The 23779-nt window shown below is 68.5% G+C and carries 21 protein-coding genes and 1 pseudogene; 15 read left to right on the top strand and 7 right to left on the bottom strand.

What is annotated here, in order from left to right:
* Positions 1 to 197: 197 nt before the first annotated feature.
* From AC1HFH_RS16300 to AC1HFH_RS16285, 4 genes are all read right to left on the bottom strand, one after another.
* Positions 198 to 1232, bottom strand: coding sequence for a hemolysin family protein (locus AC1HFH_RS16300; RefSeq protein WP_480243631.1), 1035 nt, complete (start codon positions 1230 to 1232; stop codon positions 198 to 200).
* Positions 1225 to 2589: a hemolysin family protein gene (locus tag AC1HFH_RS16295; protein ID WP_480243630.1), complete on the bottom strand. Its 1365-nt coding sequence runs from the start codon at positions 2587 to 2589 to the stop codon at positions 1225 to 1227. Before AC1HFH_RS16295 ends, AC1HFH_RS16300 begins: the two co-directional genes overlap by 8 nt.
* Positions 2590 to 2752: 163 nt before the next feature.
* Positions 2753 to 4126, bottom strand: coding sequence for a wax ester/triacylglycerol synthase domain-containing protein (locus tag AC1HFH_RS16290; protein WP_480243629.1), 1374 nt, complete (start codon positions 4124 to 4126; stop codon positions 2753 to 2755).
* 4 nt (positions 4127 to 4130) lie between these two features.
* Positions 4131 to 5513, bottom strand: coding sequence for a cytochrome P450 (locus tag AC1HFH_RS16285; RefSeq protein ID WP_480243628.1), 1383 nt, complete (start codon positions 5511 to 5513; stop codon positions 4131 to 4133).
* 328 nt (positions 5514 to 5841) lie between these two features.
* Between AC1HFH_RS16285 and AC1HFH_RS16280 the strand changes: the two genes are divergently transcribed.
* From AC1HFH_RS16280 to AC1HFH_RS16255, 6 genes are read left to right on the top strand one after another with little or no spacing between them, the layout of a single operon-like run.
* The gene (locus AC1HFH_RS16280; protein ID WP_480243627.1) at positions 5842 to 6879 is read left to right on the top strand and encodes a 3-oxoacyl-ACP synthase III family protein; all 1038 of its coding nucleotides are present in this window, start codon (positions 5842 to 5844) and stop codon (positions 6877 to 6879) included.
* On the top strand, positions 6876 to 7787 hold the full coding sequence (locus tag AC1HFH_RS16275; RefSeq protein ID WP_480243626.1) for a beta-ketoacyl-[acyl-carrier-protein] synthase family protein: 912 nt from the start codon (positions 6876 to 6878) through the stop codon (positions 7785 to 7787). Before AC1HFH_RS16280 ends, AC1HFH_RS16275 begins: the two co-directional genes overlap by 4 nt.
* Entirely contained in the window at positions 7784 to 9466 is a 1683-nt protein-coding gene (locus AC1HFH_RS16270; RefSeq protein ID WP_480243625.1) for a fatty acid CoA ligase family protein, read from the top strand. Before AC1HFH_RS16275 ends, AC1HFH_RS16270 begins: the two co-directional genes overlap by 4 nt.
* A gap of 15 nt (positions 9467 to 9481) precedes the next feature.
* Positions 9482 to 10510, top strand: a complete 1029-nt coding sequence (locus tag AC1HFH_RS16265) for an NAD-dependent epimerase/dehydratase family protein (protein ID WP_480243624.1) — start codon at positions 9482 to 9484, stop codon at positions 10508 to 10510.
* A gap of 9 nt (positions 10511 to 10519) precedes the next feature.
* Entirely contained in the window at positions 10520 to 11911 is a 1392-nt protein-coding gene (locus tag AC1HFH_RS16260) for a cytochrome P450 (RefSeq protein ID WP_480243623.1), read from the top strand.
* On the top strand, positions 11908 to 13410 hold the full coding sequence (locus AC1HFH_RS16255) for a flavin-containing monooxygenase (RefSeq protein WP_480243622.1): 1503 nt from the start codon (positions 11908 to 11910) through the stop codon (positions 13408 to 13410). Before AC1HFH_RS16260 ends, AC1HFH_RS16255 begins: the two co-directional genes overlap by 4 nt.
* Positions 13411 to 13455: 45 nt before the next feature.
* On the opposite strand, the gene AC1HFH_RS16250 is transcribed toward AC1HFH_RS16255, so the two are convergent.
* Positions 13456 to 15306, bottom strand: a complete 1851-nt coding sequence (locus tag AC1HFH_RS16250; protein ID WP_480243621.1) for a CDGSH iron-sulfur domain-containing protein — start codon at positions 15304 to 15306, stop codon at positions 13456 to 13458.
* Here AC1HFH_RS16250 and AC1HFH_RS16245 point away from each other — a divergent pair.
* The 9 genes from AC1HFH_RS16245 (at position 15293) to AC1HFH_RS16205 (ending at position 22379) form a co-directional block, all read left to right on the top strand.
* Positions 15293 to 16276 (top strand): GlxA family transcriptional regulator, encoded by a 984-nt coding sequence (locus AC1HFH_RS16245; protein WP_480243620.1) that lies wholly within the window; start codon positions 15293 to 15295, stop codon positions 16274 to 16276. The genes AC1HFH_RS16250 and AC1HFH_RS16245 overlap by 14 nt on opposite strands.
* Positions 16277 to 16726: 450 nt before the next feature.
* Complete coding sequence (locus AC1HFH_RS16240; protein WP_480243619.1) at positions 16727 to 17092, top strand: MerR family transcriptional regulator; 366 nt, start codon at positions 16727 to 16729, stop codon at positions 17090 to 17092.
* 46 nt (positions 17093 to 17138) lie between these two features.
* Complete coding sequence (locus tag AC1HFH_RS16235) at positions 17139 to 18155, top strand: NADPH:quinone oxidoreductase family protein (protein ID WP_480243618.1); 1017 nt, start codon at positions 17139 to 17141, stop codon at positions 18153 to 18155.
* Between the two features lie 115 nt (positions 18156 to 18270).
* Positions 18271 to 18504, top strand: a complete 234-nt coding sequence (locus AC1HFH_RS16230) for a hypothetical protein (RefSeq protein ID WP_480243617.1) — start codon at positions 18271 to 18273, stop codon at positions 18502 to 18504.
* Position 18505: 1 nt separating this feature from the next.
* Positions 18506 to 18961, top strand: coding sequence for a helix-turn-helix domain-containing protein (locus AC1HFH_RS16225; RefSeq protein ID WP_480243616.1), 456 nt, complete (start codon positions 18506 to 18508; stop codon positions 18959 to 18961).
* Positions 18962 to 19323: 362 nt separating this feature from the next.
* The gene (locus tag AC1HFH_RS16220; RefSeq protein ID WP_480243615.1) at positions 19324 to 19887 is read left to right on the top strand and encodes a DUF3558 domain-containing protein; all 564 of its coding nucleotides are present in this window, start codon (positions 19324 to 19326) and stop codon (positions 19885 to 19887) included.
* Between the two features lie 68 nt (positions 19888 to 19955).
* Positions 19956 to 20441 carry a hypothetical protein gene (locus AC1HFH_RS16215; RefSeq protein ID WP_480243614.1) on the top strand — a complete coding sequence of 162 codons (486 nt, stop codon included), beginning with the start codon at positions 19956 to 19958 and terminating at the stop codon, positions 20439 to 20441.
* Positions 20438 to 21622: a WXG100 family type VII secretion target gene (locus AC1HFH_RS16210; protein WP_480243613.1), complete on the top strand. Its 1185-nt coding sequence runs from the start codon at positions 20438 to 20440 to the stop codon at positions 21620 to 21622. Before AC1HFH_RS16215 ends, AC1HFH_RS16210 begins: the two co-directional genes overlap by 4 nt.
* Complete coding sequence (locus AC1HFH_RS16205) at positions 21615 to 22379, top strand: ESX secretion-associated protein EspG (RefSeq protein ID WP_480243612.1); 765 nt, start codon at positions 21615 to 21617, stop codon at positions 22377 to 22379. Before AC1HFH_RS16210 ends, AC1HFH_RS16205 begins: the two co-directional genes overlap by 8 nt.
* 499 nt (positions 22380 to 22878) lie before the next feature.
* On the opposite strand, the gene AC1HFH_RS16200 is transcribed toward AC1HFH_RS16205, so the two are convergent.
* Positions 22879 to 23595, bottom strand: coding sequence for a substrate-binding domain-containing protein (locus tag AC1HFH_RS16200; RefSeq protein ID WP_480247873.1), 717 nt, complete (start codon positions 23593 to 23595; stop codon positions 22879 to 22881).
* A 39-nt stretch (positions 23596 to 23634) separates the two neighbouring features.
* A pseudogene (locus tag AC1HFH_RS16195) lies at positions 23635 to 23757 on the bottom strand (LysR family transcriptional regulator); the annotation flags it as partial.
* Between the last annotated feature and the right edge of the window lie 22 nt (positions 23758 to 23779).

Raw genomic sequence — 23779 nt, 5'->3', positions numbered from 1 at the left:
ACTTGTTATAGTTCGCGCCACCGTGCCCCGGCGGTGAGTTGCCGAGACGTCGGAGAACTTCCGGCGACCTCGTGGAGCTGCCACCGGGGAACTGTCGCACGGATAGGTCCGATGGACGGAAGGCGATCGAGCCGAAGGAGTTCCGGTACGCCGGGCAACGGGCCGCCCCGAGGAGCGCCCGGGACGGTCCGTTGCAGTCAGCGCAGTGCGGCCGGCTCGCCGCCGACCGTGGGCAGCAAGCGGGTGAGCACATCGGTGATGGTGACCAGACCGACCAGCTCACCGGATTCGGTGTCGCCGATGACGGCCAGATGGCTGCGCGATTCCCGCATGATCCGCAGTGCCTCGTAGACCGGGGTGGCGGCGGTGAGCGCCAGCACCGGGCGCTGCAACTGGGCCGCCGTGGTACCGTCCGGCGCGGTGAGGCTGTCCCGGACGTGCACCACGCCGTGTACGGCTCCGCGGCGGTCGCGCACCAGCAGCCGCAGATGCCCGGTCCGCCGGGAGGTCTCCTGAATCGTGGCGGCTCCGGCGTCCGGTGCGACCGCGCTCGGGTCGGGGTTCGGGCGCACGATATCGCCGACCGTGAGCTGCTCGAGTTCGAGCGCACTGATCAGGTGACCGTGATATCGCTCGTCCAGGGTTCCGGTCGTGGCCGAATGCTCGACCAGATGCCGGAGGGCATCCGGATCCTGTCCGGACTCGACTTCGTCGACCGGGTCGACGCCCACCTTGTGCAGGCACCAGTTGGCGGTGTGATTCAGCGCCACCAGCAGCGGCCGGGTCAGGGCCATGAAAGCCCGCATCGGCAGGGCGAGCATGGTGGCCGACCGTTCCGGATGAGCGATCGCCCACGACTTGGGCGCCATCTCGCCGACCACCAGGTGCAGGAAGGTCACCACGATCAGAGCCAGCACGAAGCCCGCGATGTCGGCGAGCCACAGCGGTGCGCCGACATGTTCGAGCACAGGCGTGATCCAGTGGTGCACGGCCGGTTTGGTGATCGCACCCAGCGCCAGGGTGCAGACGGTGATGCCGAGCTGGGACCCGGCGAGCAGCACCGACAGTTCACCCGAGCTGCGCAGCGCGGCCCGGGCCGCGCGGCTGGCCGGCGCCGCATCCTCGAGCCGGTGTCTGCGGGCGGCGATGAGCGAGAACTCGACCGCCACGAAGAAGGCGCTCGCCGCGATCAGGCCGATCGTCACGACGAGCACGACCCACGGGTTACTCATCGGTGCTCACCTCCTGCTCGGTCCGGACGGTGAGCAGCACCGACGCCGGCACATGGTTGCCGACTGCCCGGACCTCGGCGAGCAGGGTCCGGGGGACCGGCGGCTGATCGGACACGTAGTCGGTGCCCGTGGGGTCCAACGGGATCGCCACCCGGTCGCCGGGTTCCGGCAACCCGCCGAATTCGGCGATGACCAGGCCGGACACGGTCTCGTAGTCACCGGCCGGCAGGTGCAGATCCAGGAGCCGCTCCACCTCGTCGAGGTGCAGACCACCGTCGACGAGCCAGCCGTCGCCGGACGGGACGATCTCCGGCGCCGGGGTCGCATCGTGTTCGTCGGCGATCTCACCGACCAGTTCCTCGGCGATGTCCTCGACGGTGACGACGCCCGCGAAGCCGCCGTACTCGTCGATGACCAGGGCCATTTCCTCCTTCGCGTGGCCGAGCTGCGTCACGACCTCGGGCAGCGGCAGTGAATCGGGGACGACGACCGCGGGCCGCAGATGGTCGGCGGCGGTGCCGGTGGGCGCACTGCCGAGCAGATCGTGGAGGTGGATCACGCCGCGCAGGTCGTCGCCGGAATCGCCGACCACGGGGTAGCGGGTGTGTCCGGTGCCCATGCGGTGCAGTACCTCGGCGACCGGGTCGTCGGCGCAGACGGTGTCGACCCGGGAACGGGGGACCATGGCGTGCTCCGCGGTACTGCCCGGGAAGTCCAGGATCCGGTCCAGCAGGGTGGACAGTTCCCGGGGCAGTTCCCCGGCCTCGCGCGAATCCGCGACGATGTGTTCCAGATCCCGCGGGGTCGCAGAATGCTCCACGTCGTGGACCGGTTCGATGCGCAGCGCGCGCAGCAGCAGGTTGGACGCCTGATCGAACAGGCGGATCAACCATCCGAAGACCCGCAGGTAGGCGGTGGTGGAGGCGGCCAGCCGGCGGGCGACCGGCTCGGGCCGGGCGATCGCGAGATTCTTCGGGAACAACTCACCGAAGACCATCTGCACGATTGTGGAGAACCCGATGGCGAGGACCGTCCCGATGGCGATTCCGGCCGCGGTCGGCACCCCGACCCCGCCGAGCAGATCACCGAAGCCCGCACCGATCAACGGTTCGGCCACGTAGCCGACGAGCAGCCCGGTGACGGTGATGCCCAGCTGGGCGCCGGAGAGCATGAACGACGTGCGGCGGGTCACCGTCAGGGCCCGGGCCGCGCCCCGATCGCCGGACTCGGCGCGGGCCTTGAGCCGGGACCGGTCCACTGCCATATAGGCGAATTCCTGGGCGACGAAGTAGCCGGTGAAGGCGGTGATCAGCAGGACCACCAGGATCCCGAGGAGAATGCTTGCCGTGGTCAGCACAGCCCCTCCCCGGCAATCGGCACCGGTCTCCTACAGGAGGGGTCGGGTATTCGGGGTTTGCGCCGCGCGCCTCTCATCGGCCCTTCTCGATCGATCGACTGATAACCCGGTCGAGCTTATGGCATGGCAGTGGATCGATCGCGAGGCCGCACCGGCACGAGGGTCAGCCGTGTCGTGATCCGGGAGCCGCCGCCACCGCGGCGGGTAGTTCGGCGAGCGCGGTGTCCAGGGCGTCGGCCAGCAGGCCGACCGGTGGCAGCCGGTCGGTGGCGGCGAGGATGCCCAGGAACAGCTCGCCACCGTAGCCCGCGCAGGTGATGTTGAGCGTGTTGCCGTGCAGCAGCAACGACACCGGGTGCAGTGAGTCGAGCCGAGCGGGCCCCCAGTAGCGCGGCTCGGGTGGCCCGGGAATATTGGAGATGCCCATCGGATGCGAGGCGGGTGTGCGTGCGCGGCCCCGCTGCAGGCCGATGATCCATGGCGCGGTGGTCGCCAGTCCGTAGCCGATGATCTCGTCCGCGGTCATGGCCGCGTAGTGCGCCTTGGTCTGTGCGACGGCGGCGGTGACGGCTGCGAGCCGCTCGCGGGGGTCGGCGATATCGGTGGCCAGCGAGGTGAACATCAACCCGGCCCGGGTACCGGCCCGCTGGTCGGTGCCCGCGCGGAGGTCCGTCGGAACTCCGGTGGTGAGTGGTCGGTGCGGCAGGGCATCGTGCGCACCGAGCCATTCGCGCAGGGCGGTCGACACCAGGTAGAGCAGCAGGTCGTTGACCGTGCAGTCGGCCGCCCGGGCGGCTCGCCGGAACTCGTCGAGCGGGTAGCGGCGCAGCGCGAGGTCGCGGTCGCCGGTGATCGGCCCGTCGAGCAGCGACGGCGGCTGCCGGTAGCCGAACTGGGTGGTGGCCGGCAGGCCGCGCCGGCGGCGGCGGTTGTCGCGAGCGGCGGCGGCGATCCCGCGCAGTACTCCGGTGGCCGCGCCGATTCGCCGTACCGCCCGGCGGCGAGCCGGCGCCGCGGCGGGCACCTCGAAGAACAGCGGCCGATCCGCCATATCCTCGGTGGGCTCGGTGGACAGCCCGCCGAGGAGGGCGTCGTGCAGGGTGACCCCGTCCACCAGGCTGTGGTGGGCCTTGACCACCACGGTGAACCGATCCGGTGTCTGACCGGTGACGAAATGCAGTTCCCACGGCGGCCGATGCAATGGCACCTGCCGGCGGTGGATCCGGGTGACCAGCTCCTGCAACGTGTCCGGTCCGGAGCCCGCCGGCAGTTCCCAGCGGTGGAAATGCTGCGCCGGATCGATCTCGTCGACGGTGCGGACCAGGGCCGCTGCCCGCGCGAACCGGCCGGGGACCGGGACCAGATTCCAGGGCCGCGCCGCCGGGCGCGGGGTGGTGTACCGGGCCTGGACGCGATGCACGAACTGTTCCGCGTCCGGGCAGCCGAACTCCAGCACGAACGTCACGTGCATCGGCATATCCGGCGACTCGAGCGACAACCAGGTCGCATCGGTGGCGGACAGTCTTTCCAGCGGCATGGTTTCAGTGCTCCTGGGAGGCGGGTCGGTGGGCGTCGGCGTGGGGAGTGAAATCCAGTCGCAATCCGACCGGAATGACCGCGAAGTCGAATCGGTCACCCGGCGGCTCGGTTCCGGACGGCACGGCGACCTCGAAGGTCCGGCACGCCATCGCGGTCACGCTCTTCATCTCCAGCATCGCCAGTCCGCGGCCGGGGCAGAACCGTGGACCCGAACCGAACGGAATCGACACCTCCGGCCGGTGGGTGCGGTCGTCCGCACCCAGCCAGCGATCCGGGTCGAACGTCTCCGGTTCGGCGAAGTTCGCCGCCTGGCGTACCGGATGACCGACATCGATGACCACCCATGTCCCCGCAGGCACCGCGATTCCGTCCAGCATCGTGTCCTGCACTGCCTCGAGCAGCAGCAGCGGTGTCGTCGGCTGCAGGCGCATCGACTCGGCGACCACGGCCTCCAGATACGGTTGGCGCTCCAGCACCGACGGGATGCGTTCGACCTCGGCGCGGATCCGCTCCTGCACCTCGGGTGCCCCCGCAAGGTGATACAGCAGCCAGGCCTGCGCGTTGCTGGTGGTGTCCTGACCGGCGATCAGAATGGTGAGTGCCTCGGCGAACAGTTCGTCGTCGGTGAACGTCTCGCCGCCGTCCTGGGCGAGCAGGAAGGCCTCGATGAAATTGGTCGGCGCACCACGGGCCGCCGACCGGGCGCGGGCGATGACCGCATCGACTTCGGTGCGCAGTGCGGCGAGGGCGCGGTCGAGGGCATGGTCGGCCGGCAGTTTCAGGAACCGCCAGTAGGGAATCGGCAGGTTGAGCCGCCGGTTCAGCATCGGGAAGATGTGTTCGAGGTGCTGCTGGATCACATCGCCGGACTGTTCGAGAGTGTTGATGTCGTAGTCGAAGGTGAGCCGGGCGGTCACATCGACGGTGTAGCGGGTGAGGTCGGCGCGCAGGTCCGCCGGTGCCCCGGCCAGCCAGCGCCGGCGGAGCCGGTCGGTGATCTCCGCCAGCGCCGGTTCGAACCGGGACAGCTGCCCGGCGTTGAAGGCCGGCATGGCCAGCCGGCGGCGCCGGCGCCAGGCGGCGCCTTCCGAGGAGAACAGGCCGTCGGCGCCCATCTCGCTCATGATCGACTCGATATCGGATTGGCGACGGAAGTCGTCCGGTCGGCGGCGGAGGGCATCGCGGGCCGTGGCGGGTTCGGCCACCACCAAGATGCGACGGCCAGGCATGCCGAGCCGGAAGACGGTACCGAACTCGTCGCACCAATCGTGGATCTGCCGATGCAGCCGGGACGGTGTGAGCTGGGTGAGATTGCCGAGCAGCGGAAGCCCCCGGGGACCGGGCAGATCGTCCAGGGATCGGACTGTGTGGTGCGGGTCGGACACCCGATTCAGCGTATCCGTCCGGTGGTCGATCACCAGTGCCGACGCCGGAGTTCGTGCTTCGAAATGAAATGCCCGGTAGGGAATTTGGCTCAGGGGAGCAATCGATTGCAGATTTTCCGTGACGCCGGTCACTGGGTGGTGATTCTGCCGGTGTTCGGCTTGCTGCGCCGTAGATTCGACCGTAGGGTCGGCACTACCGGTCAGTAGCCCGGTTCGAATCGGATTCTTTTGTGGTGCAGTCCGATCGATGCGCGTTCGAGCCCCGGGACAGGTGTGGTGCCACCGCCGTCCGGAGCCGCTACCGCACGGCTGTCGAAGGAAGTCTGTCATGAACAAATCGCGTATCCGCGCGCTCGGCGCGGCGCTCCCGGCACGGGAGTACTCCACATCCGAAGTACTGGAACGCATGTCCAGCGGCGGTGATTTCGACGTCGAACGGATCACCGGGATCCGGCACCGGCACATGGTCGACCGTGCTGTCGAGGACACCCTGACCCTCGGTGCTGCGGCCGCCCGGGACTGCCTGGCCGGTACGGACCTGACCGCCGCCGACCTGGATGTCGTCATCTGTGGCGGTACCACCGTGCACGACGGCCACCACATGGTCTTCGAACCCTCGGCGGCGCAGGAGATCGCCCGCCGGATCGGCGCCGACAACGCCACCGGCTACGACGTCGCAAATGCCTGCGGCGGCACGATGACCGGAATCTACCTGCTCGACAACCTGATTCGGGCTGGTGTGGTGCGTAACGGCATGGTGGTGACGCCCGAGGTGATCTCCCCGGTCACCGAGGGTGCGCTGGCCGAGGCGGTGGATGCGCGGGATCCCCAGTTCGCGGCCCTGACCCTCGCCGATGCGGCGGTCGCCGTCGTATTGGACCGGGCCGTCGACGAATCCGAGGCGATCCACTACGTCGACCTGATCACCTGCGCCGAATACTCGCCGTTGTGCATCGCCAAGCCGAGCGACGCCACCGAGAACATGATCATGCTCACCGACAACCTGACCATGCAGGCCGCGCCGCGCCGCGAGACCTGGGCCCGCTTCCACCGCGATGTGCTGACCGAGCGCGGTAGCAGCTTCGCCGACGAACAGTTCGACTACATCGTCTTCCATCAACTCGGTGTGGGCTTCACCGAGAAGCTCGCCGAATCGGGCAGCAAGATCCACGGCGCGCCGATGCCGCCGCGGCTCGCCCGCGTCGAGCGCTACGGGAACACCGGCGCCAGCACCCATTTCCTGGTTCTGCACGACTACATGTCCCGCGGTGAGGTACCGCCGGGGTCCAAGATCTGTTTCGTTCCCACCGCCTCCGGAATGGTCTTCGGAGTGCTGTCGGCGACGATCGGCGAGGTGGTGAAATGAGCAACGCAGCCGTCATCCGCAACTGCGCGGTCAGTGTCGAACCGGCCGCCGGTTCCATCGAGCATGCGGTGTCCGCCGGGCGCGACTGCCTGGCTGGGGCCGGGCTGACCGCCGCCGATGTGGACGTGCTGATCAATGTCGGCGTGTATCGGGACAGCAATATCGTCGAACCGGCGAATTCCGCGCTGATCCAGCGCGAACTCGGTATGCACCCGGACTACGAGGACGGGTCGGCACGGCCCGGATTCTCCCTGGATCTGCGCAACGGGGCCTGTGGCGTGCTCAACGCGATCCAGGCCGCCGGGGCCCTGGTCGCCAACGGCACCGCGGAGCACATCCTGATCGTCGGCAGTGATGCGCATCCGGGCGGCCGGAGCGACGAGTTCCCGTTCGCCTCGGCCGGTGGGGCGTTCCTGATCGCCGCCGGCGTCGACCGGGAAGCGGGCTTCGGCACGGTGCACCTCGAACCCGCCCGGCGGGCCGAGGGCACCCATCCGGGTGTCGCCGGATACCTCGATCTGCGCGGGATGGGCCGCGACGGCGCCCGCACCATCACCGTGGATGTGGCCGACGACTACGGCGACCGGATCCTCGCAGCAGGCCGCACCGCGCTGCGGAACCATGCGGCGACCCGGCCCGACCTGGATCCGGGTAAAACCGTGCTGGTGACCGGGAATCCGGTTCCCGGTTTCGCGGCGACGCTGGCGGCCGAATTCGGATTCGACCGCTGCCATCAGGCCGATACCGGCGATCGTCCGGCGGTCAGCGCCGGGCTGATGCTCGGCTTCCACCAGCTGCTGCAGACCGGAACCGTCGGTGCCGGGGATCAGCTGTTGTTGGTCGCGGCCGGATCCGGGCCGGTGGCCGGGTGTGTCTCCTATCGGATTCCGGCCGGGGACAACGGGTGACCGGCGCCGCCATCGGATACCTGGACGTATCCGCCCGGCTGGACCGGCAGATCGCCGAGCACCCCGATGCTCCGGCGGTGAGCCGCCCGGCGGGCAGCACCGAGTTCAGCACCCTGACCTACGCCGAGCTCGGCGACCGGATTCGCTCCTACGCCGCCGGATTCCTGCGCATCGGGATCACAACGGGTACCCGCACCATCGTCATGGTGCGGCCCGACCCGGACCTGTTCGCGGTGATCTTCGCGCTGTTCCGGATCGGCGCGGTGCCGGTCGTGGTGGATCCCGGGATGGGTGTGCGCCGGATGCTGCACTGCTTCCGCAGCGTCGGCGCCGAAGCCTTCATCGGGGTGCCCGAAGCACATCTGGTGCGGCTGGCGGCGCGACGCACCTTCGGCTCGGTGCGCGTCGCCGTCACCGCCGGGCGGTCGCTGTGGGGCGGCGCGACACTGGCCGGGCTGCGCCGGGAACCGGAACGTCCGATGCCGGTCCCGGCGCCGGACGAACTGCTGATGATCGCCTTCACCACCGGCAGCACCGGCCCGGCGAAGGGCGTCGAGTTCACCCGGGAGGCGTTCGCCGCATCGCTGCGGGTGGTCAACGAACTGCACGCCCGGCCGTCCGGGTTCGTCTCGCTGACCTCCGTACCGCTGTTCGGCATCTTCGACCTGCTGCAGGGTGCGCACGTGGTACTCGGGCCGGTCGATCCGGTCCGGGTCGCCGAGGCCGACCCGGCCGTGCTGACCACGGTGGCCCGCCGTTTCGCGGCAACCGATCTGACCGCCTCACCGGCACTGCTGCGGCGCCTCGGCGAACATCTGCATCAGACCGGTGAAACACTGCCGGACCTGGTCCGGGTGATCTCCATGGGCGCACCGGCGAACTTGGCTGCACTGCAGCACATCCGGTCGGCACTGGGTGCCGAGGCCCGGGTGTACACCACCTACGGCGCCACCGAAGCCCTGCCGCTGACCACCCTGGAATGGTCCGAGTTGGACAGCACCCGGGCGGCGACCACCATCGGTGCGGGTGTCTGCGTCGGCCGCCCGGCACCCGACACACTGGTGCGGATCATCCGCATCGGTGACGAACCGATCGCCCGCTGGTACGACGGGCTGGCACTGCCCGACGGCGAGATCGGCGAGATCGTCGCCTCGGGCACCCAGGTGAGCCGCCGCTACCACGGCAACACCGCCGCGGACGCGGCACACAAGATCGACGAGGAGCTGCCCGACGGCACGATCCGGCGCTGGCACCGCCTCGGCGACCTGGCCCACCGCGACGATCAGGGGCGGCTGTGGTTCTGCGGACGCATCTCGCAGCGGGTCCGTACCGCCGCCGGCGATCTGTACACGGTGCAGTGCGAACAGATCTTCGACACCCATCCGGAGGTGGCGCGCTCGGCGCTGGTCGGTGTCGGCGCGCCCGGGGAACAGATTCCGGTGCTGTGCTTCGAAACCCGCACCGAACTGTCCACGGCGGAGCTGGCCCGGGTGCAGCGCGAACTGTGGACGCTGGCGCGCGGCAGCGCCGGGACCCGGGCGATCCGGACCTTCCTGCCGCATCCGGGATTCCCGGTGGACATCCGGCACAACGCCAAGATCGGCCGCGAGGAGCTGGCGGGCTGGGCCGCCGTTGAACTCGGCGCCGTTGCACCCGTCACCGGCCGCACCATCCGATAACGAAGGAACACAACGATGAAGGTTCTCGTCACCGGCGGTTCGGGATTCCTCGGCAGTCACATCATCGACGCGGCCACTGCGGCCGGCGACGATGTGGCTGCGCTGGTCCGGCCCACCAGCGACCTCGGCTACCTGTCCACCGTGCCCGGGCTGCGCACCGTCGCCGGTGATCTCACCGACGCGGAATCGCTGCGGGAGGCCTGCCGCGGTGTCGACGTGGTGTACCACAGTGCCGGCCGGGTCGCCGAGATCGGTACCCGCGAACAGTTCTGGGCGGCCAATGTCGCCGGCACTCGGCAACTGCTGCGGGCCGCGCAGGAAACGGGTGTCGGCCGGTTCGTCTACGTGAGCACCCCCTCGGTGGCGACCTCCTACGAGACCGACCGGTTCGGCATCGACGAGTCCGAACCGTATGTGACCGCGCCGAAGAGCCAGTACGTCGCCACCAAGGTGGTCGCCGAACAGCAGGTGCTCGCCGCGAACACGCCCGAGTTCACCACCTGCGCCTTGCGGCCCCGGATGATCTGGGGCCCGCGCTCGGCGGGCTGGATGAGCCTGCTGCTGCGGAAACTGAAGAGCGGGCGGCTGCCGGACCTGTCCGGCGGCCGCCCGGTGCTGGCCTCCATCACCTACTGCGAGCACGCCGCGCAGGCATGCCTGCAGGCGGCGCGTTCGGATCGGGTCGGCGGCAACGCCTACTTCCTGGCCGATGCCGAGGACATCGATCTGTGGGCGTTCGTCCGGGAACTCGCCGAAGCGTTGGACCTGACCCCGCCGACCGGCACCGTGCCGCAACCGGTCCTCGACGCCGCGATCACCGTGTTCGACACGATCTGGCGGGTGCCGGCGATCGCGCAGCGATGGTCGCCGCCGCTGTCCAGCTGGACCACCGCGGCGCTGACCGTATCCAGCACCTACGACACCACCGCCGCTGCCACGGATTTCGGATATCGTCCGACCGTCGGCCGCGCGGAGGGCCTCGCCCGATACGTGGACTGGGTGAACTCGGTCGGTGGCGTGGACGCGGTGCTGGCCCGGGGCTGAGGAGACATCGTGAGTACCGTCGCCACTCGGGTCCGGAACCGGCCCGACACCGTTCCCCAGGCCCCGCGCGCCCTACCCCTGGTCGGTCACTGGTACCGGTTCGGTGCCAACCCGCACCACTATCTGGGCACCCTGTCCGGCATCGGGCCGCTGGTCCGGATCCGGATCCCCGGCTACCGCACCTATGTCGTCACCGAACCGGAACTGATCCGGGAAGCCCTGGTGGGGCTGTCCGATCAGGGGGCGATGATCGAGCGGGCCGAACTCCTGCTCGGCCAGGGCGTCACCGCCGTCTCCGGCGCCGCCCACCGGCGGTCCCGGCGGCTCCTCGCACCCGCGTTCGCCAAGGCGCGGATCGCGCAGTACGCCGCGGTGATGACCGAACTGGGCGCCCGCCGCGCCGACAGCTGGTATGCCGGTGCCCGGATCGCCGCGAACGACGAGATGCACGACCTCGCGCTGCGGACCGTCGCCGCCGCATTGTTCCGGGGCGACCTCGGCGAAGCGACCGCGGAACGGATCCACCGGCTGCTGCCGGAGGTCATGACACTGCAGGCGCGCCGGGTCGCCCGGCCCGCCTGGCTGGACCGGCTGCCCACCCGGGCCAACCGCCGATTCCTGGCGCTGGTGGCCGAACTCCGCGACGCCACCCGCGACATCATCGCCGCCTACCGGGCCGATGTCGCCGCCGACCCGGATCTCGACCACGGCGACCTGCTGGACACCCTGGTCCGGGCCCGCGATGCCGACGGGCAACCGCTCACCGACGACCACGTCCACGACGAACTGGTGAACTTCCTCGTCGGCGGGACCGAAGCGATCGGCATGACGCTCACCTGGGCGCTGTACGAGATCGCCCGCAACCCGGACGTCGAACGAGCACTGCATGCCGAGCTGGACGAGGTACTGGCCGGGCGCCCGGCCGAATTCGCCGACCTGGACCGTCTACCGGTGACCAAGCGCATCGTGCTGGAGACACTGCGGGTCTATTCGCCATGGCTGACCGTCCGGCATGTGCCGCAGGACTATTCGCTCGGCGGACACCGGCTGCCCGAGGGATCGATGCTGTTCGTCTGCCCCGTCGGAGTGCATCGCGACCCGGCCGTGCACGCCGACCCGGACCGATTCGACCCGGACCGATGGCTGCCAGAAGCGACGGCCGGTCGGTCGCGCGGTGCGCACATCCCGTTCGGTATGGGAGCGAGGCAGTGCCCCGGCAATGTCTTCGCGCTCACCCAGGTCGCCCTGCAGCTGGCCACCCTGTGCGGGCGCTGGCGGCTGCGCACCGAACCGGGATTCGTGGCGGAGGAGACGGTGATCGGGGCTCTGGTGCATCCGCGGAGCCTGCCGATGCAGATCGAGTCCCGGCGGGCTGCCGGGGGAGCAGGACACCAGCAGTGAGCGATCACGATTCCATCGACCGCGAGATCGCCGAGTACTGCGAGGTGGCCGTCATCGGCACCGGATTCAGCGGGCTCGCCGTCGCCATCGATCTGGGCCGTCGCGGCATCGACGACGTCCTGCTGCTGGAACGAGCCGATGCGATCGGCGGAACCTGGCGCGACAACGTCTATCCGGGCTGTGCCGTCGATGTGCCCTCGGTGCTGTACTCGTACTCGTTCTTCCCCGGTGACTGGTCGCGGCTGTTCGCCACCCAGCCGGAACTGCGCGCCTACACCGAGGACGTGGTGGACCGGTTCGGCCTGCGGGACAAGGTGCGCTTGCGCAGCAACGTGGTCGGCGCCGATTTCGACGAGACCGATCACCGCTGGCGGGTCCGGCTGGCCGACGGCCGGGTGATCAGCGCCCGCGCCGTGGTCATGGGCTACTTCTCGCTACACGTCCCGGCCTATCCGGATGTGCCCGGCCGGGACTCGTTCACCGGACCACAGCTGCACTCGGGCGCCTGGGATCCGGCATTCGAACCTGCCGGGCGCCGGATCGCCGTGGTGGGCTCCGGTGCCAGCGCCGTGCAGATCGTGCCCGCACTCGCCGAATCCGGTGCGGATGTGGTGTCCCTGCAGCGCAGCCCGGCCTGGGTGCTGCCGCGCGGGGATCGCGCGTTCCCCCGCCCGGTCCGTGCTCTGCTGCGCCGATTCCCGCCCGCGCGGCTGGCGCTGCGCGGCCTGGTCTTCACGCTGCTCGAGTTCGTGCACCTGGCCGAGTTCCACACCCGGCTGCTGCCGGTGCTGGAGGCGGTGTGTTTGCGCGCGTTGCGGCGGCAGGTGCCGGACCCACGGACCCGGGCGGCATTGCGGCCCGACTATCGGTTCGGCTGCAAGCGCCCGATGGTCTCCGACGCCTACTACGCCGCCTTCGCCCGCGACAATGTCGACCTCGTCACCGAGAAGATCGTGGCGGTCACCCCGTCCGGGATCCGCACCGCCGACGGCATCGAACACGAAGTGGATGCCATCGTGTGGGCGACCGGCTACCACGTCCAGGACTCCGTCCCGAACTTCCCGGACTTCCGGACCCCGCAGCATTCGCTGCACGGCAGTTACCGCCGCGACGGCTTCACCGCCTACCGCGGCATCGCCTTCGCGGGCCTGCCGAACCTGTTCTGCGTCACCGGCCCCAACACCGCCCTGCCGCACACCTCCCAATTCCTGGCCATCGAACCCACCGCCCGCCTGATCGCCCGCACCATCACCCATATGCGCACCCGCGGTGTCACCCGCTACACCCCGACCGCCGCGGCCCAGCAACGTTTCGTCGCCCGCGCCCGCCGCATCCTCGCCGACCGCGTCTGGTCCACCGGCGGCTGTTCCAGCTACTTCGTCACCGAAACCGGCACCAACACCCTGACCTGGCCGGGCGGGACGTGGAGTGTGCGCCGCGACCGGCGGCAGCTGCGGCCGGGGGACTGGGCGACGGCCGGTGACATGGCCGGACGGTGACCCGGTAGGACGGGTGCGGCGACTGCACCGGCCGGGCACGGGGTGTCATCCGGGACTGCCCTGCCGGATCCAGCGGGCGAAGACATCGAGACGGGCTCGGGGCCACGGACCGTCGCAGGGCATGGAGCCGTCCTCGAGCCGCTGCAGAATGGCCTCGGCATGTTCGGCGACGTCTCGGTGCGACCAGAGGTCGAAGGCGAAGCTCATCGAGCGGCGGTCCGTCTCCCGGAACAGCGGCCGGATATGACGGTCGAAGCTCACCGGTTCGTCCGGGAGCGGCAGGTCGGGCATCGGTTCGGATTCCCGGGGCGTGAGTGCCGAGATTCGTGATCCCGGTGTCGCGTTGCACACCCACCACCACCGCGGCACCGGCATGTGTGCCGGCGGTGTTGCGCCGGGGCGGGAGTTCTCCACGGCGATGCGGGAACCCCATTCGATATAGCCGACGAACGCGGCGCGGAATTCCGGGTCGGTCGGCAGCCCGGCGTCGTCGGCCGCGCGCGTCATCAGTTGAGCCCAGCGGGCCCGCCATTGTTCGGTCAGCGACTTGCCGGCATGCTCTGCGACCATGTGGTCGTAGCCGCCGTACTGTTCGGTGTAGAGCGCGGGACCTCCGAAGGTTTCGGCGAGCCAAGCCGCAACGCGCTCGGGGTGATCGGGTGACATCCGGGCGAACAGCGGCCCCAACAGCGGGTCGGAAGGTACATGCTTTTCGTAGAAGTACTTCGTCATCCGAGTCAGTGCCGGCAGACCTCCCGCCCATTCGAACAGTGTCGGCTCGTCGGCCGGTGGTGGGTCGGAAAACTGGACGTAGTAGTGCATTCCACTGCAGAACGGCTTGTTCTGTGAGTGACCGCATCGGCACAGGCTGTAGTGTTCGGCGGCGGCCCCTGCATTGCGAGGACCGGCATCGACGAGCGCGATGCCACCGGTGATCCGGTACGGGCCGTCCTTGGACACCTCGATGGCGGGTGCCCGGACCGGCACCTCGTCCTCGAGGCCGTCGACCGCGTAGGCGAGCGCCCCGGACGGGCACGTGCGCGCGGCGCGGCGGATCTCGTCGGACCGGCCGCCGCTCGGTGCCACGAACGGCTCGGCATCGGCTCGAAACACCGTGGGCAGGCGGTCGGTGCAGAACCCCGAATGCGCGCACAAGCCGCGGTTGTCGAGTACCGTCCCGGCGACTCCTTCGTAGGAGTCACGGTGATCCGGCACGCGCTGCGGGCTCTTGTCCCCGGTGAAGCCGACTCGGGCATGGCTGCCGTCGCACAGCGGCTTGGTTTCCGAGGCGCCGCAGCGGCACAACGCCATCTGCGGGGCCGTCGGTAGCGGTTCGCCCAGCCAGTTGGTGATCCTGGCGGGGTTGGTCACCAGGTACGGCCCGTCCGGGGCAACTCGAATCTGAGGTTCCGACCCGGCCTGCAGTCGCGCCAGCTCCGCTCGGCAGATATCGGGGTCCGCTGCGGCGAGCAACGCGAGATGCTGCACAGCCGCGGTCGCTTCCAGCAGTCCTGGCGCCGGATCGGCGACAGTGACCCGGATTCGGGTGAGAGCACACGCCAGTTCGAACAGCTCGGTGGCGATATCGGCGCCGGCTGGAGCGTCGTCGGGATTCTCCGGCGTTGCTGCCTGCGCGGATTCGGGGTAGGCCTGGGTCAGCGGGCGGAGCACGGTATCCCACAGGGGGGTCGTGCCGGCCGCGGAATCCTCGGTCATCGACTGGGCCAGGCGCCGGTCCAGTCGGGCGGCGCCGGACAAGACCGACTCCAGCTCTGTACGCATTGTTGTTCCCATCATGAGATCACCGACGTCTGCGCAGATTTCCAGATCGGCGCCCTTCGGACGAGTGGCAAGAAGGACTTTATGTGCAACAATCTTGCCAATGCATCGGGTCATGGTCCTTGCTCTCGACGGCGTGTTTCCGTTCGAGCTGAGCATTCCGGTCCGAATCTTCGGCGCTGCAGCCGGTGCCGACGGCACGCGGCTCTACGAGGTCGCAACCTGCAGCCTGGATGGTGCTCCGGTCCGTACCGATGCGGACTTCGTCATCGCGGTTCGGCACAGCGCCGAGGAACTGGCCGAGGCCGATACGGTGGTGATCCCACCCTTCCGGTGTGGTAGCGGAAAGGGCCGCGTGTGGGTACCGGACGGGTTGGCGCAAGCGCTGGACCGGCTCCGCCCGGCTACCCGCCTCGTGTCCCTGTGTGGCGCCTCGTATGCACTCGCCGCCCTGGGGCTGCTCGACGGGCGGCCCGCAACTACGCACTGGCGCGACGCCGCCGATTTCCAGCAGAGGTTTCCCCGGGTACAGGTCGACCCGGATGTGCTCTTCGTGGACGACGGGCAGATCCTGACCTCGGCGGGCGTTGCCGCCGGCATCGACCTGTGCCTGCATCTACTGCGGCGGGATCACGGCAGCAAGGTGGCCAACGCGGTCGCCCGTTACTGTGTGGTCTCTCCGTGGCGGCCCGGCGGCCAAGCGCAGTTCATCGAACGTCCTGTCCCGGAGTCCGATGCTGCTACCACTGCCGCCACCCGGGAGTGGGTACTCCGGCACCTGGACCGGCCCCTGCCACTCGCCGTGCTCGCCGCGCATGCCCGGATGAGCGTGCGCACATTCTGCCGGCGGTTTCGGGCCGAGGTCGGCGTCCCGCCGGGGCGATGGCTGACCGAGCAGCGCGTGGATCACGCTCGTCACCTGCTGGAAACCACTGATCTGCCGGTCGATCAGGTCGCCGCTGCCGTGGGATTCGGAACCGGCGCGGCGCTGCGTCGGCACCTCACCGAGACACTGGGAGTACCACCGTCGGCCTACCGCCGGACGTTTCATACCGGCCCGGCGCAGTCGAGACCGTATTCGTCATGACCGGAACCCGACCCGGCCGATCGAAGCATTCATGCACACCGACAGAGGAGCCGGTGCCGGACAGGCGTGCCAGGACCGGCAACCGGAGTTCGCTCGGTCAGGCGACGACTACCGATGTGCCGTTGCCGGCGGGGTTCGCCGCTTGATCGCGTCGACCGGGCCGAGGTGACGAAAACAGGATGCCGTGCCGGGCCGCATCGAAGCTCGGACGGGACTGACGTGGCAGAACTTCGGTGAGACTCGGCGCCACTGTGCGTTCGCAGGGTCGAGGGCCACGGTGTGCCGGCGAGATTCAGCGGAATCTCCGCGGCGGGATGGCGATTCGGGACACCGGCACGCTTCGTGAGATCTGGTGTTGCGGGGCATGCGGTTGTCGACGTCCGAGCGGGTCGTCGACTCGCCGCCGCGAGTGCCGGAAGGTTGCGCTGGGGCCGGACGTTGGATTCAGGTATGAAGATCGGCGAGGCTTCCAGAGTCAGCGGTGCGAGTGCGCGGTCGTTGCGGCACTACGAGGACGAGGGGTTGATCGTCCCTGGTCGGTTCAGCAACGGGTTCCGTGACTACTGCCCGTCCACGATCGATCGGGTACTTGTCATCCGGTCGCTGCTGGAGTCCGGGTTGCCCCTGAAGTTGATCAGGGAAGTCCTGCCCGGCCGCACCGGCGGCTCTCCGGCCGCCGCCGAGGTGGTGTGTGCGGAGTTCCTGCATGAGGTGCAGGGGTACCGCGATCGGCTTGCTGCTCGCATTGCCACGCTCAGCGATCAGCAGGCGGCACTCGACGCCTACCTGAGTGAGGCCCGCCGGGCTGATCTCTGACTGCCGCTTGACCTTGACGTAAGTGTGAGGTTCCTACGGTCGGTGCATGGAGATCAACGAGCAGCAGAATGCCGCCGAGCAGACCGTTCGAGCGCTGGTCCAGCAGTCGAACCGTGGGCCGAAGGACCTGACTCTGGTGGCGGATCACCGCCGCCCTGCCCCGGGGCCCGGCGAGTACTTGATCCGCGTCGGCGCGGCCGGGGTCAACTTCGCCGATGTCATGCAGGCTCATGGCACCTACGGAGGAGGCCCGCAGGCACCCTATGTGGCGGGCTTCGAGGCGGCCGGTGAGATCGTGGGGGTCGGCCCGGACGTCGAGGCTCCGCTGCCACGCGGCACCCATGTCGTCGGAGCCGGCCCGGGCGCCTTCGCGCAGTACATGACGATGCCGGCCGCCGGGGTGCTCCCCGTGCCGGCCGGCTGGAGCGATGCCCAGGCTCTCGGGCTGGTGTTGAACTGGGCTACCGCATTGGCGGCACTGAAGCCGTTGGGCGAGATCAAGGCGGGTGAGGTGGTGCTCGTTCATGCCGCGGCCGGCGGCGTCGGGCAGGCTGCCGTTCGTCTCGCCCGCCACTACGGTGCGCGGGTGGTCGCCACGGCCGCACCGGACAAGCACGACACCGTCGCAGCCCTCGGCGCCGACGCGGTTCTGAACAGTCGACGCCCCGACCTCGCTGAGGAGATCACCCGGCTGAGCGGTGGGGTGGACCTTGTTCTGGAATCGGTGGGGCAGGCCACATTCGAGGCCAGCCTGTCGGTCACCAAACCCTTCACCGGCCGCATCGTCGTGTTCGGCGCCGCTTCCGGTGACGCCACGCTGACCACGCACGACCTGGTCTTCACCCGCCAGGTTCAGATCAAGGGTCTGCACATCGGCGCGCTGGCGGTCGCGGCCCCAACGATCTACCAGTCGTTGCTCGTCGAAATCGAGGATCTCATCGCCCGAGGCGTCTACCCGCCCGGCACCCCCAATGTGTACCCCCTGGCCGAAGGGCCGGCCGTGCTCCAGCACCTCGAAGCGGGCCGGACCCAGGGCAAGCTGGCCCTCGACCCCTGGCGATAGGAACGCCTGCGCTTCACCACAATGTTCCGCTGCCCCATGGCGCTCGAGGTGATCGAGTCCGAAGGGGCGCAACCAGACGCGCGACTACCTGGATGTCGCGGCTCTCTCGGAACGGATGGGGACGGAGACCGCGGCCGCAGTGCTCGACGACCTCGACCTCTACTATGCAGACCAGCGGATCGACGGTGTCCCGGTCTCGACACAGGTCGCCCGCCAGCTCGCCGACCCACGGCCCGCGGATTCCTCGGTCACCGGCCAGCTGCCGGCCTATCGGAATCTCGATCGGCGATGGCACGACTGGCAACGCGTCCGCGAGCAGTGTCGAGCTGTAGCGGTTGGCATGGCATGAGATGGCGACGATGTCCCTGAACTTCCGTAACCTGAACATCGATCCGGCCGCGCCCGTGTCGACCTGGCCGACCGAAGCCATCCACACCGCATTGGAGCGTGGCGATCTCGACGACTGGCGGCGCATAGGCCGGGAGCTGCGCCGCGACCCATGGGGGCGTACCGCCAGGCAACTGGAAGAAGTCCTGACGTACTCGCGCCCCTACGGCGTAGCCGAAATCATGGACAGCTTGCTGGACCGTGCGCGCCGTCGCGCCGAAGAATCCGAACGCCGGCAGGTCGCCGAGGAAATCCGCCGCGCCGTAGCGGATTCGGGACTGAGCAATGCCGAGTTCGCGGCCGATATCGGCACCTCCGGATCCCGGTTGTCCACATATCTCAACGGCAAGGTGGTTCCCTCGGCTGCCCTGATGGTGCGGATCCGACGGGTCGCCGACCGGCATCGTTCCGCAGCATGATGGGGCACGACTCGAAGCGTTCGAACACGTGCCGCGCTCTCGCGTCGTCGTGCGACCCGCTCGGCCGGAGTTCGCCGCGGCGGAGGCTTGGTGGGTACCGCTCCGTCCGGGTCGCGGCCGATGGTTGCTACCGAAACCTGTTACGGAAGTGTCTTTCTCACTGTTGCCGATCGCTCGGGGCAGGGCGTGCAAGGAGTTGCGGGCGCGGACGCTTGTGACCGCCGAGTTGCCAACCTTCTCGGTGGCGAATCGGACCCATGTGGAAGCCGGCGCCGGCGCGTGCCGGGCGGGCCGGTGGGGTAGGCTGGTCGCCGATCGGGCGGGGAGTTCCGCTGTTCGATGTGAGCGGGGAGAGGTTTCACGTGCTTCGTGGTTCCGGATTGACGGCTGGTCTGCTGGCAGTGGGTGCACTGGTGCTCACCGGGTGCGGGGAGGGGGCGGGAGACCCGGATCCGGCGGTCGGTCAGGCTACGACGACCGACGTGCCACTGCCGACGGGGTTCGATGGGTGTGATCTGCCGCAGGAAGTGATCGATGCGGAGGATCTCACCAAGGGGCGGGTCGACGACAATTGGAACACCCCCGGTGTGGAGCGGAAGTGGAAGGGTTGCACGTGGGTGCAGTCCAGCGGGTTCGGTGCCGGGATTACCGTGACAACTGTCACGCTACCGATGATCCGTGAGTCCGATCAGTGGGTCCTGGGTGAAGAACTGACGATGGACGGACGGCCTGCACTCACCTACTGGAAACCAGTGGACAATGGTGGCTCAGAACATTGTCTGCTCAACGTCGAGATGGCGGGGGGTTCGATGCAGATCTCGATTACAAACACGCCATCAAGTCGGGCTTCGGCGGGTCGACATTCGTGTGACATCGCCGAGAAACTGGGGAATATGCTAGCACCGACCATTTCTGATGGCCGGTGACTCGATACCGGTCAGGTTTGGCTAGCATGTTGGATATTGGGGAATGAACGATGTCGGATGATACACCGTTGGCTGCCTTGATCGGCGAGGCTACGAACGGAAATTTGTCGGTAGGTTTCAGTGATGATGTCGTCGTCAACGCTGCGGAGTTCGCCTATATAGAGCGAGATTGCCAGGCGTTTATCGATGAAATCGTGCAGATGCAAGTGATTGCCCAAGATATCGCTGACCGCAAAGACTGGGGTCTGGGTGAACTCGTGGAGGGTCTGACTTCCGCGGAGGTGCTGGTGGGCCGTTTTCGAAGCAAAGCTATGAATACGGGATCACGTTTCGATTCGGATAACAACGTGTACGATATTCTGGAGGAACACAAGGTCATCCTCGAGGACCTGAAAACCCTCCACCGCACCATCGCCCAACGCTACCGCGAACAAGACGAAGCCTTCGCCGCCGAATACGACCGGCTGATGGCAGATATGCCGGAGAGCGGGATCTCCACCGGCAGCGGCCCGATTCAGCCGGGGATCACGAGTGTCGGGGTGGGTCAGCCGTGACCGGGGAGAACGAGCCCGCGAAGATCACCTCGGGTGAGAATGCGCAGAGCTGGGAGCACTGGCCGATTTTCCGGGCGTTCGATCCGCTGGTGCTGGATACCGCGCGGCAGTCGGCCGACGACTACACCGAGCTCTCGAATATGTGGAGTAATGCGTCCGAGCAGTTCCGGGCGCGGATCAGGCATTCCAGTTCCTCGGCTTGGCAGGGTCCGGCGGCCGAAGCGTCGCGGCAGGCGATCGACAACTATCTCACCCGGTCCGCCGGGTTCACCACGGAACTGAATGCTCTCGCGGGCAGGGTGAATGCGGCGATCGACGGGATCACCCGCACCAAGGCCGGGGTCTCCGAACCGATCGACTCGGTGTCGGTGTACAACCCACAGGGCTGGGACATCGGTATCTGGGAGGGATCGAAGGCCAAGGATCGGATCGAGCGGGAGCGTGACGAGGCCCGCGAGGCCATGCAGAACAACTACGTCACCGAGTTCGTCGCCCAGGACGGGCAGATCCCGGTGCTGTCCAGCCCGGTGAGTCCGACCGAGCCGTTGTTCGAGTTCGATCCGTCGAAATCCGGTCCGGCGCCGGGTGACGACGACGGAAACGGCAACGGCGATGGCACCGGGCCCGGGACGAACCTCACCCAAGAGGATCCCGCGGCCGAGGAGCCCGGTACCGAGGATCCGGCCGAGGACGGTACCGACGACGGAACCGGCGACGAGAGCACCGACGACGGCACCGAGAACGAGACAACCGACGACTCCACGGAATCGACGACACCGGCCACCTCCGAAACCGAGACTTCACCGGCGAGCACCACCCCGGCGGGTACCCCGGCCAGCGCTCCGAGCAGCGGCCCGGGCGGCGGTCTGCCGGGCGGAGGCGGCCCAGGCAGCGGTGGCCCGAATGCACCCGGGCCCGGTCGCTCCCTGCCCGGCATGCCGGGCGGTGTCGGCGGTCCGGGCGGGCTCGCACCTGCCGCGGCGGCGGCCGGGGCACCCGGTCGCGGCATGCCGATGGGCATGGGCGGTATGGGCGGCGGCCGGGGCGGACAAGGCGCGGACGACGACAAGCACGAGCTGCCGGACTACCTGCGCAATATGGAGAACACGAACGAACTGCTGGGCGAGATCCCCAAGACGGTCCCGGGCGGCGTGATCGGAGGGGAAGCCCACGATGGCTGAATGGACCTGGGAACCAGACGATTTCGCCGCGCTCTGGCTGGGCCGGGCCCGGGACCGGTTCCCCTTCCCGCTCGGCTACACCAGCCGGTTCGCCACCCTGGACGAGGTACACCACCACCGGAGCACCGTTCGAACCCGATACGGTGACGACGAACTCGATGCGATCGAACTCGCCTTCCGTACGCTGACCGACGCCCAGGTGCGCATCGAGGTGCTGGGCGAATCCACCCAGTTGGGCGGCGGCCGGAATCGGGAGTACCGGCTGCTCGGTGCACACGGAACGCACCGGTCGGTGATGTTCTCCCAGACCGTGACCGACGGTGTGGAGGAACGGATCCGCTGCCGGATGTTCCGCGACGACGCCCTGCCCGGAAAGCTGGCCTGGATGCTGCCCCCGACCCCGGCGGGTGGCGAGCAGTCACAGACCTTCCACGTGGCCGACCTCCGTGCCCCGGCCGCGAACTTCGGCTGGGGCGAACCACCGCGTCACCGCTTCGACAAACTGCTGCAGCGGCGGCACACGGGCGGTGCCGTCGCCGGGCTGCGTACCGGAACCCTCGAGGAGCGCCGGGACCCGTGGTATGCGGCGCAACTGTTCGACATCGACGGCGACGGCCGCTACCTGATGGAAACCAACCGGGAACACGTCCGGGTACGCCCGGCCGGTGAAGCCGACCTGCAGAAGCTGTTCGAGCAGTGGATCCACCGGGCCACCACCCGGCTTCGTGACGCGGAACGCGAAACCGCATCCTGGTAGGCCGGCCTGCCGGGCCGCGGGCACGTCGTGTTTCTGCAGGCCGGGCAGGTCGAGGTTCGCGATCTGCCCGGTGATTCCGGATTCCGGAAGTAGCTATCGCCGAATACGAATCCTGTGATTCCAGTCCGTCTGCGGCACTGTTCAATCCTTCGGACAATTGTGCAAGTTCCGTTTGCAGTGCCGACCGGCTCCCCGACAGCCAGGCAGTGAAACTGTCGAGGGCAGTTGTCGCAAGCGCTTTCCAGCCGGCCCGCTGCTCTTCGGTATCCGCGTCGATGATCGGCAGTGCTGTTCGGGCTTGCGGCGCTGCCGCAAGAGACCGGCTGACCGACGAAGCGGCCGCGCTCGGTGCTGTTCGGGAAGTCACGGTGCAGAGCGTCGATGCAGTATGCGATCTGAAGAAGACACTGGCCGGTGTGGACCGGACAGCAGCAGACAACGGCCTCGAAGGTTCACCCGTGAGCCTTTGGTGTGCTTATCCGCCTCGCGGACCCCGGATTCATGCCTGCGTGAGGGCGTAGAGCAGGTGGCGCAGCGCATTCGCGTCCTCGTGGTCCTCGCGCCAGATGAGTCTCAGCTGCAGTGGGGGCGGGCGCACGTCGAGCTGGGCGAGGCGTCGTGAGCAGAGGTCGGCATGAATCGTGAACGTGGGCAGCAGGGCGATTCCGCGGCCGGTGGCGACCCATTCGCGGATCTGGGCCAATCCGCCGACGGCTGTGAGGTCTGTGTCGGGTCCGAGCCAGCGCTTCGTGGCCATCCAGAAGGAGCAGCGTGATTCCCGGCCGATGAGGCGGCCTGTTCGCTGGATCTCCTGCATCGTGACTGCGTGGCCGAGCAACGGATGGTCCGGCGACACGACGACGGACATAGGGACCTCGCGCACATCGAGGTACTCGATCGCTGCAGCGGGGCGGGCGAATCCGAGGTCGCCGACGTGTTGGCCGACATCGAGGAGCACAGCGACGTCGATCTCACCGTGGTCGAGCGCGGCGAGGAGCCGGATTCGGTCGGGATCGGAGCGTAGCAGCACGTTGAGGTCTGGCTGCGCTCGTCGGAGGTCATCCAAGACCGCAGGAAGGAGTTCACCGGCGATCGAGGCTTGTGCCCCCACGGTGAGTCCGGGCGCAGCGTGGAGTCGCTCCGCCGCGGTGTCGAGGATCTCGAGCGCCTCGCCCGCAGACGCCAGGTAGGTGCATGCGGCCGCGGTGGGATGCATCCCGCTTCGATCGCGGGTGAACAACGAAGTCCCGAGGTCGCCCTCGAGTCGGCGAATTCGATCGGAAACCGACGACGGTGCCAGGTTCAACGCGGCTGCGGTCCGGTTGACGGTTCGATGCTGGACCAGGGCGATCGCGGTCCGTAGCTGATCAAGGTCCACGGAACCACTCTAGGCGGGTGTT

The sequence above is a fragment of the Nocardia sp. KT25-26 genome (assembly GCF_056627695.1).
Note: the sequence above shows the minus strand (reverse complement) of the source record. Positions and strands in the feature narration are given on the sequence as shown.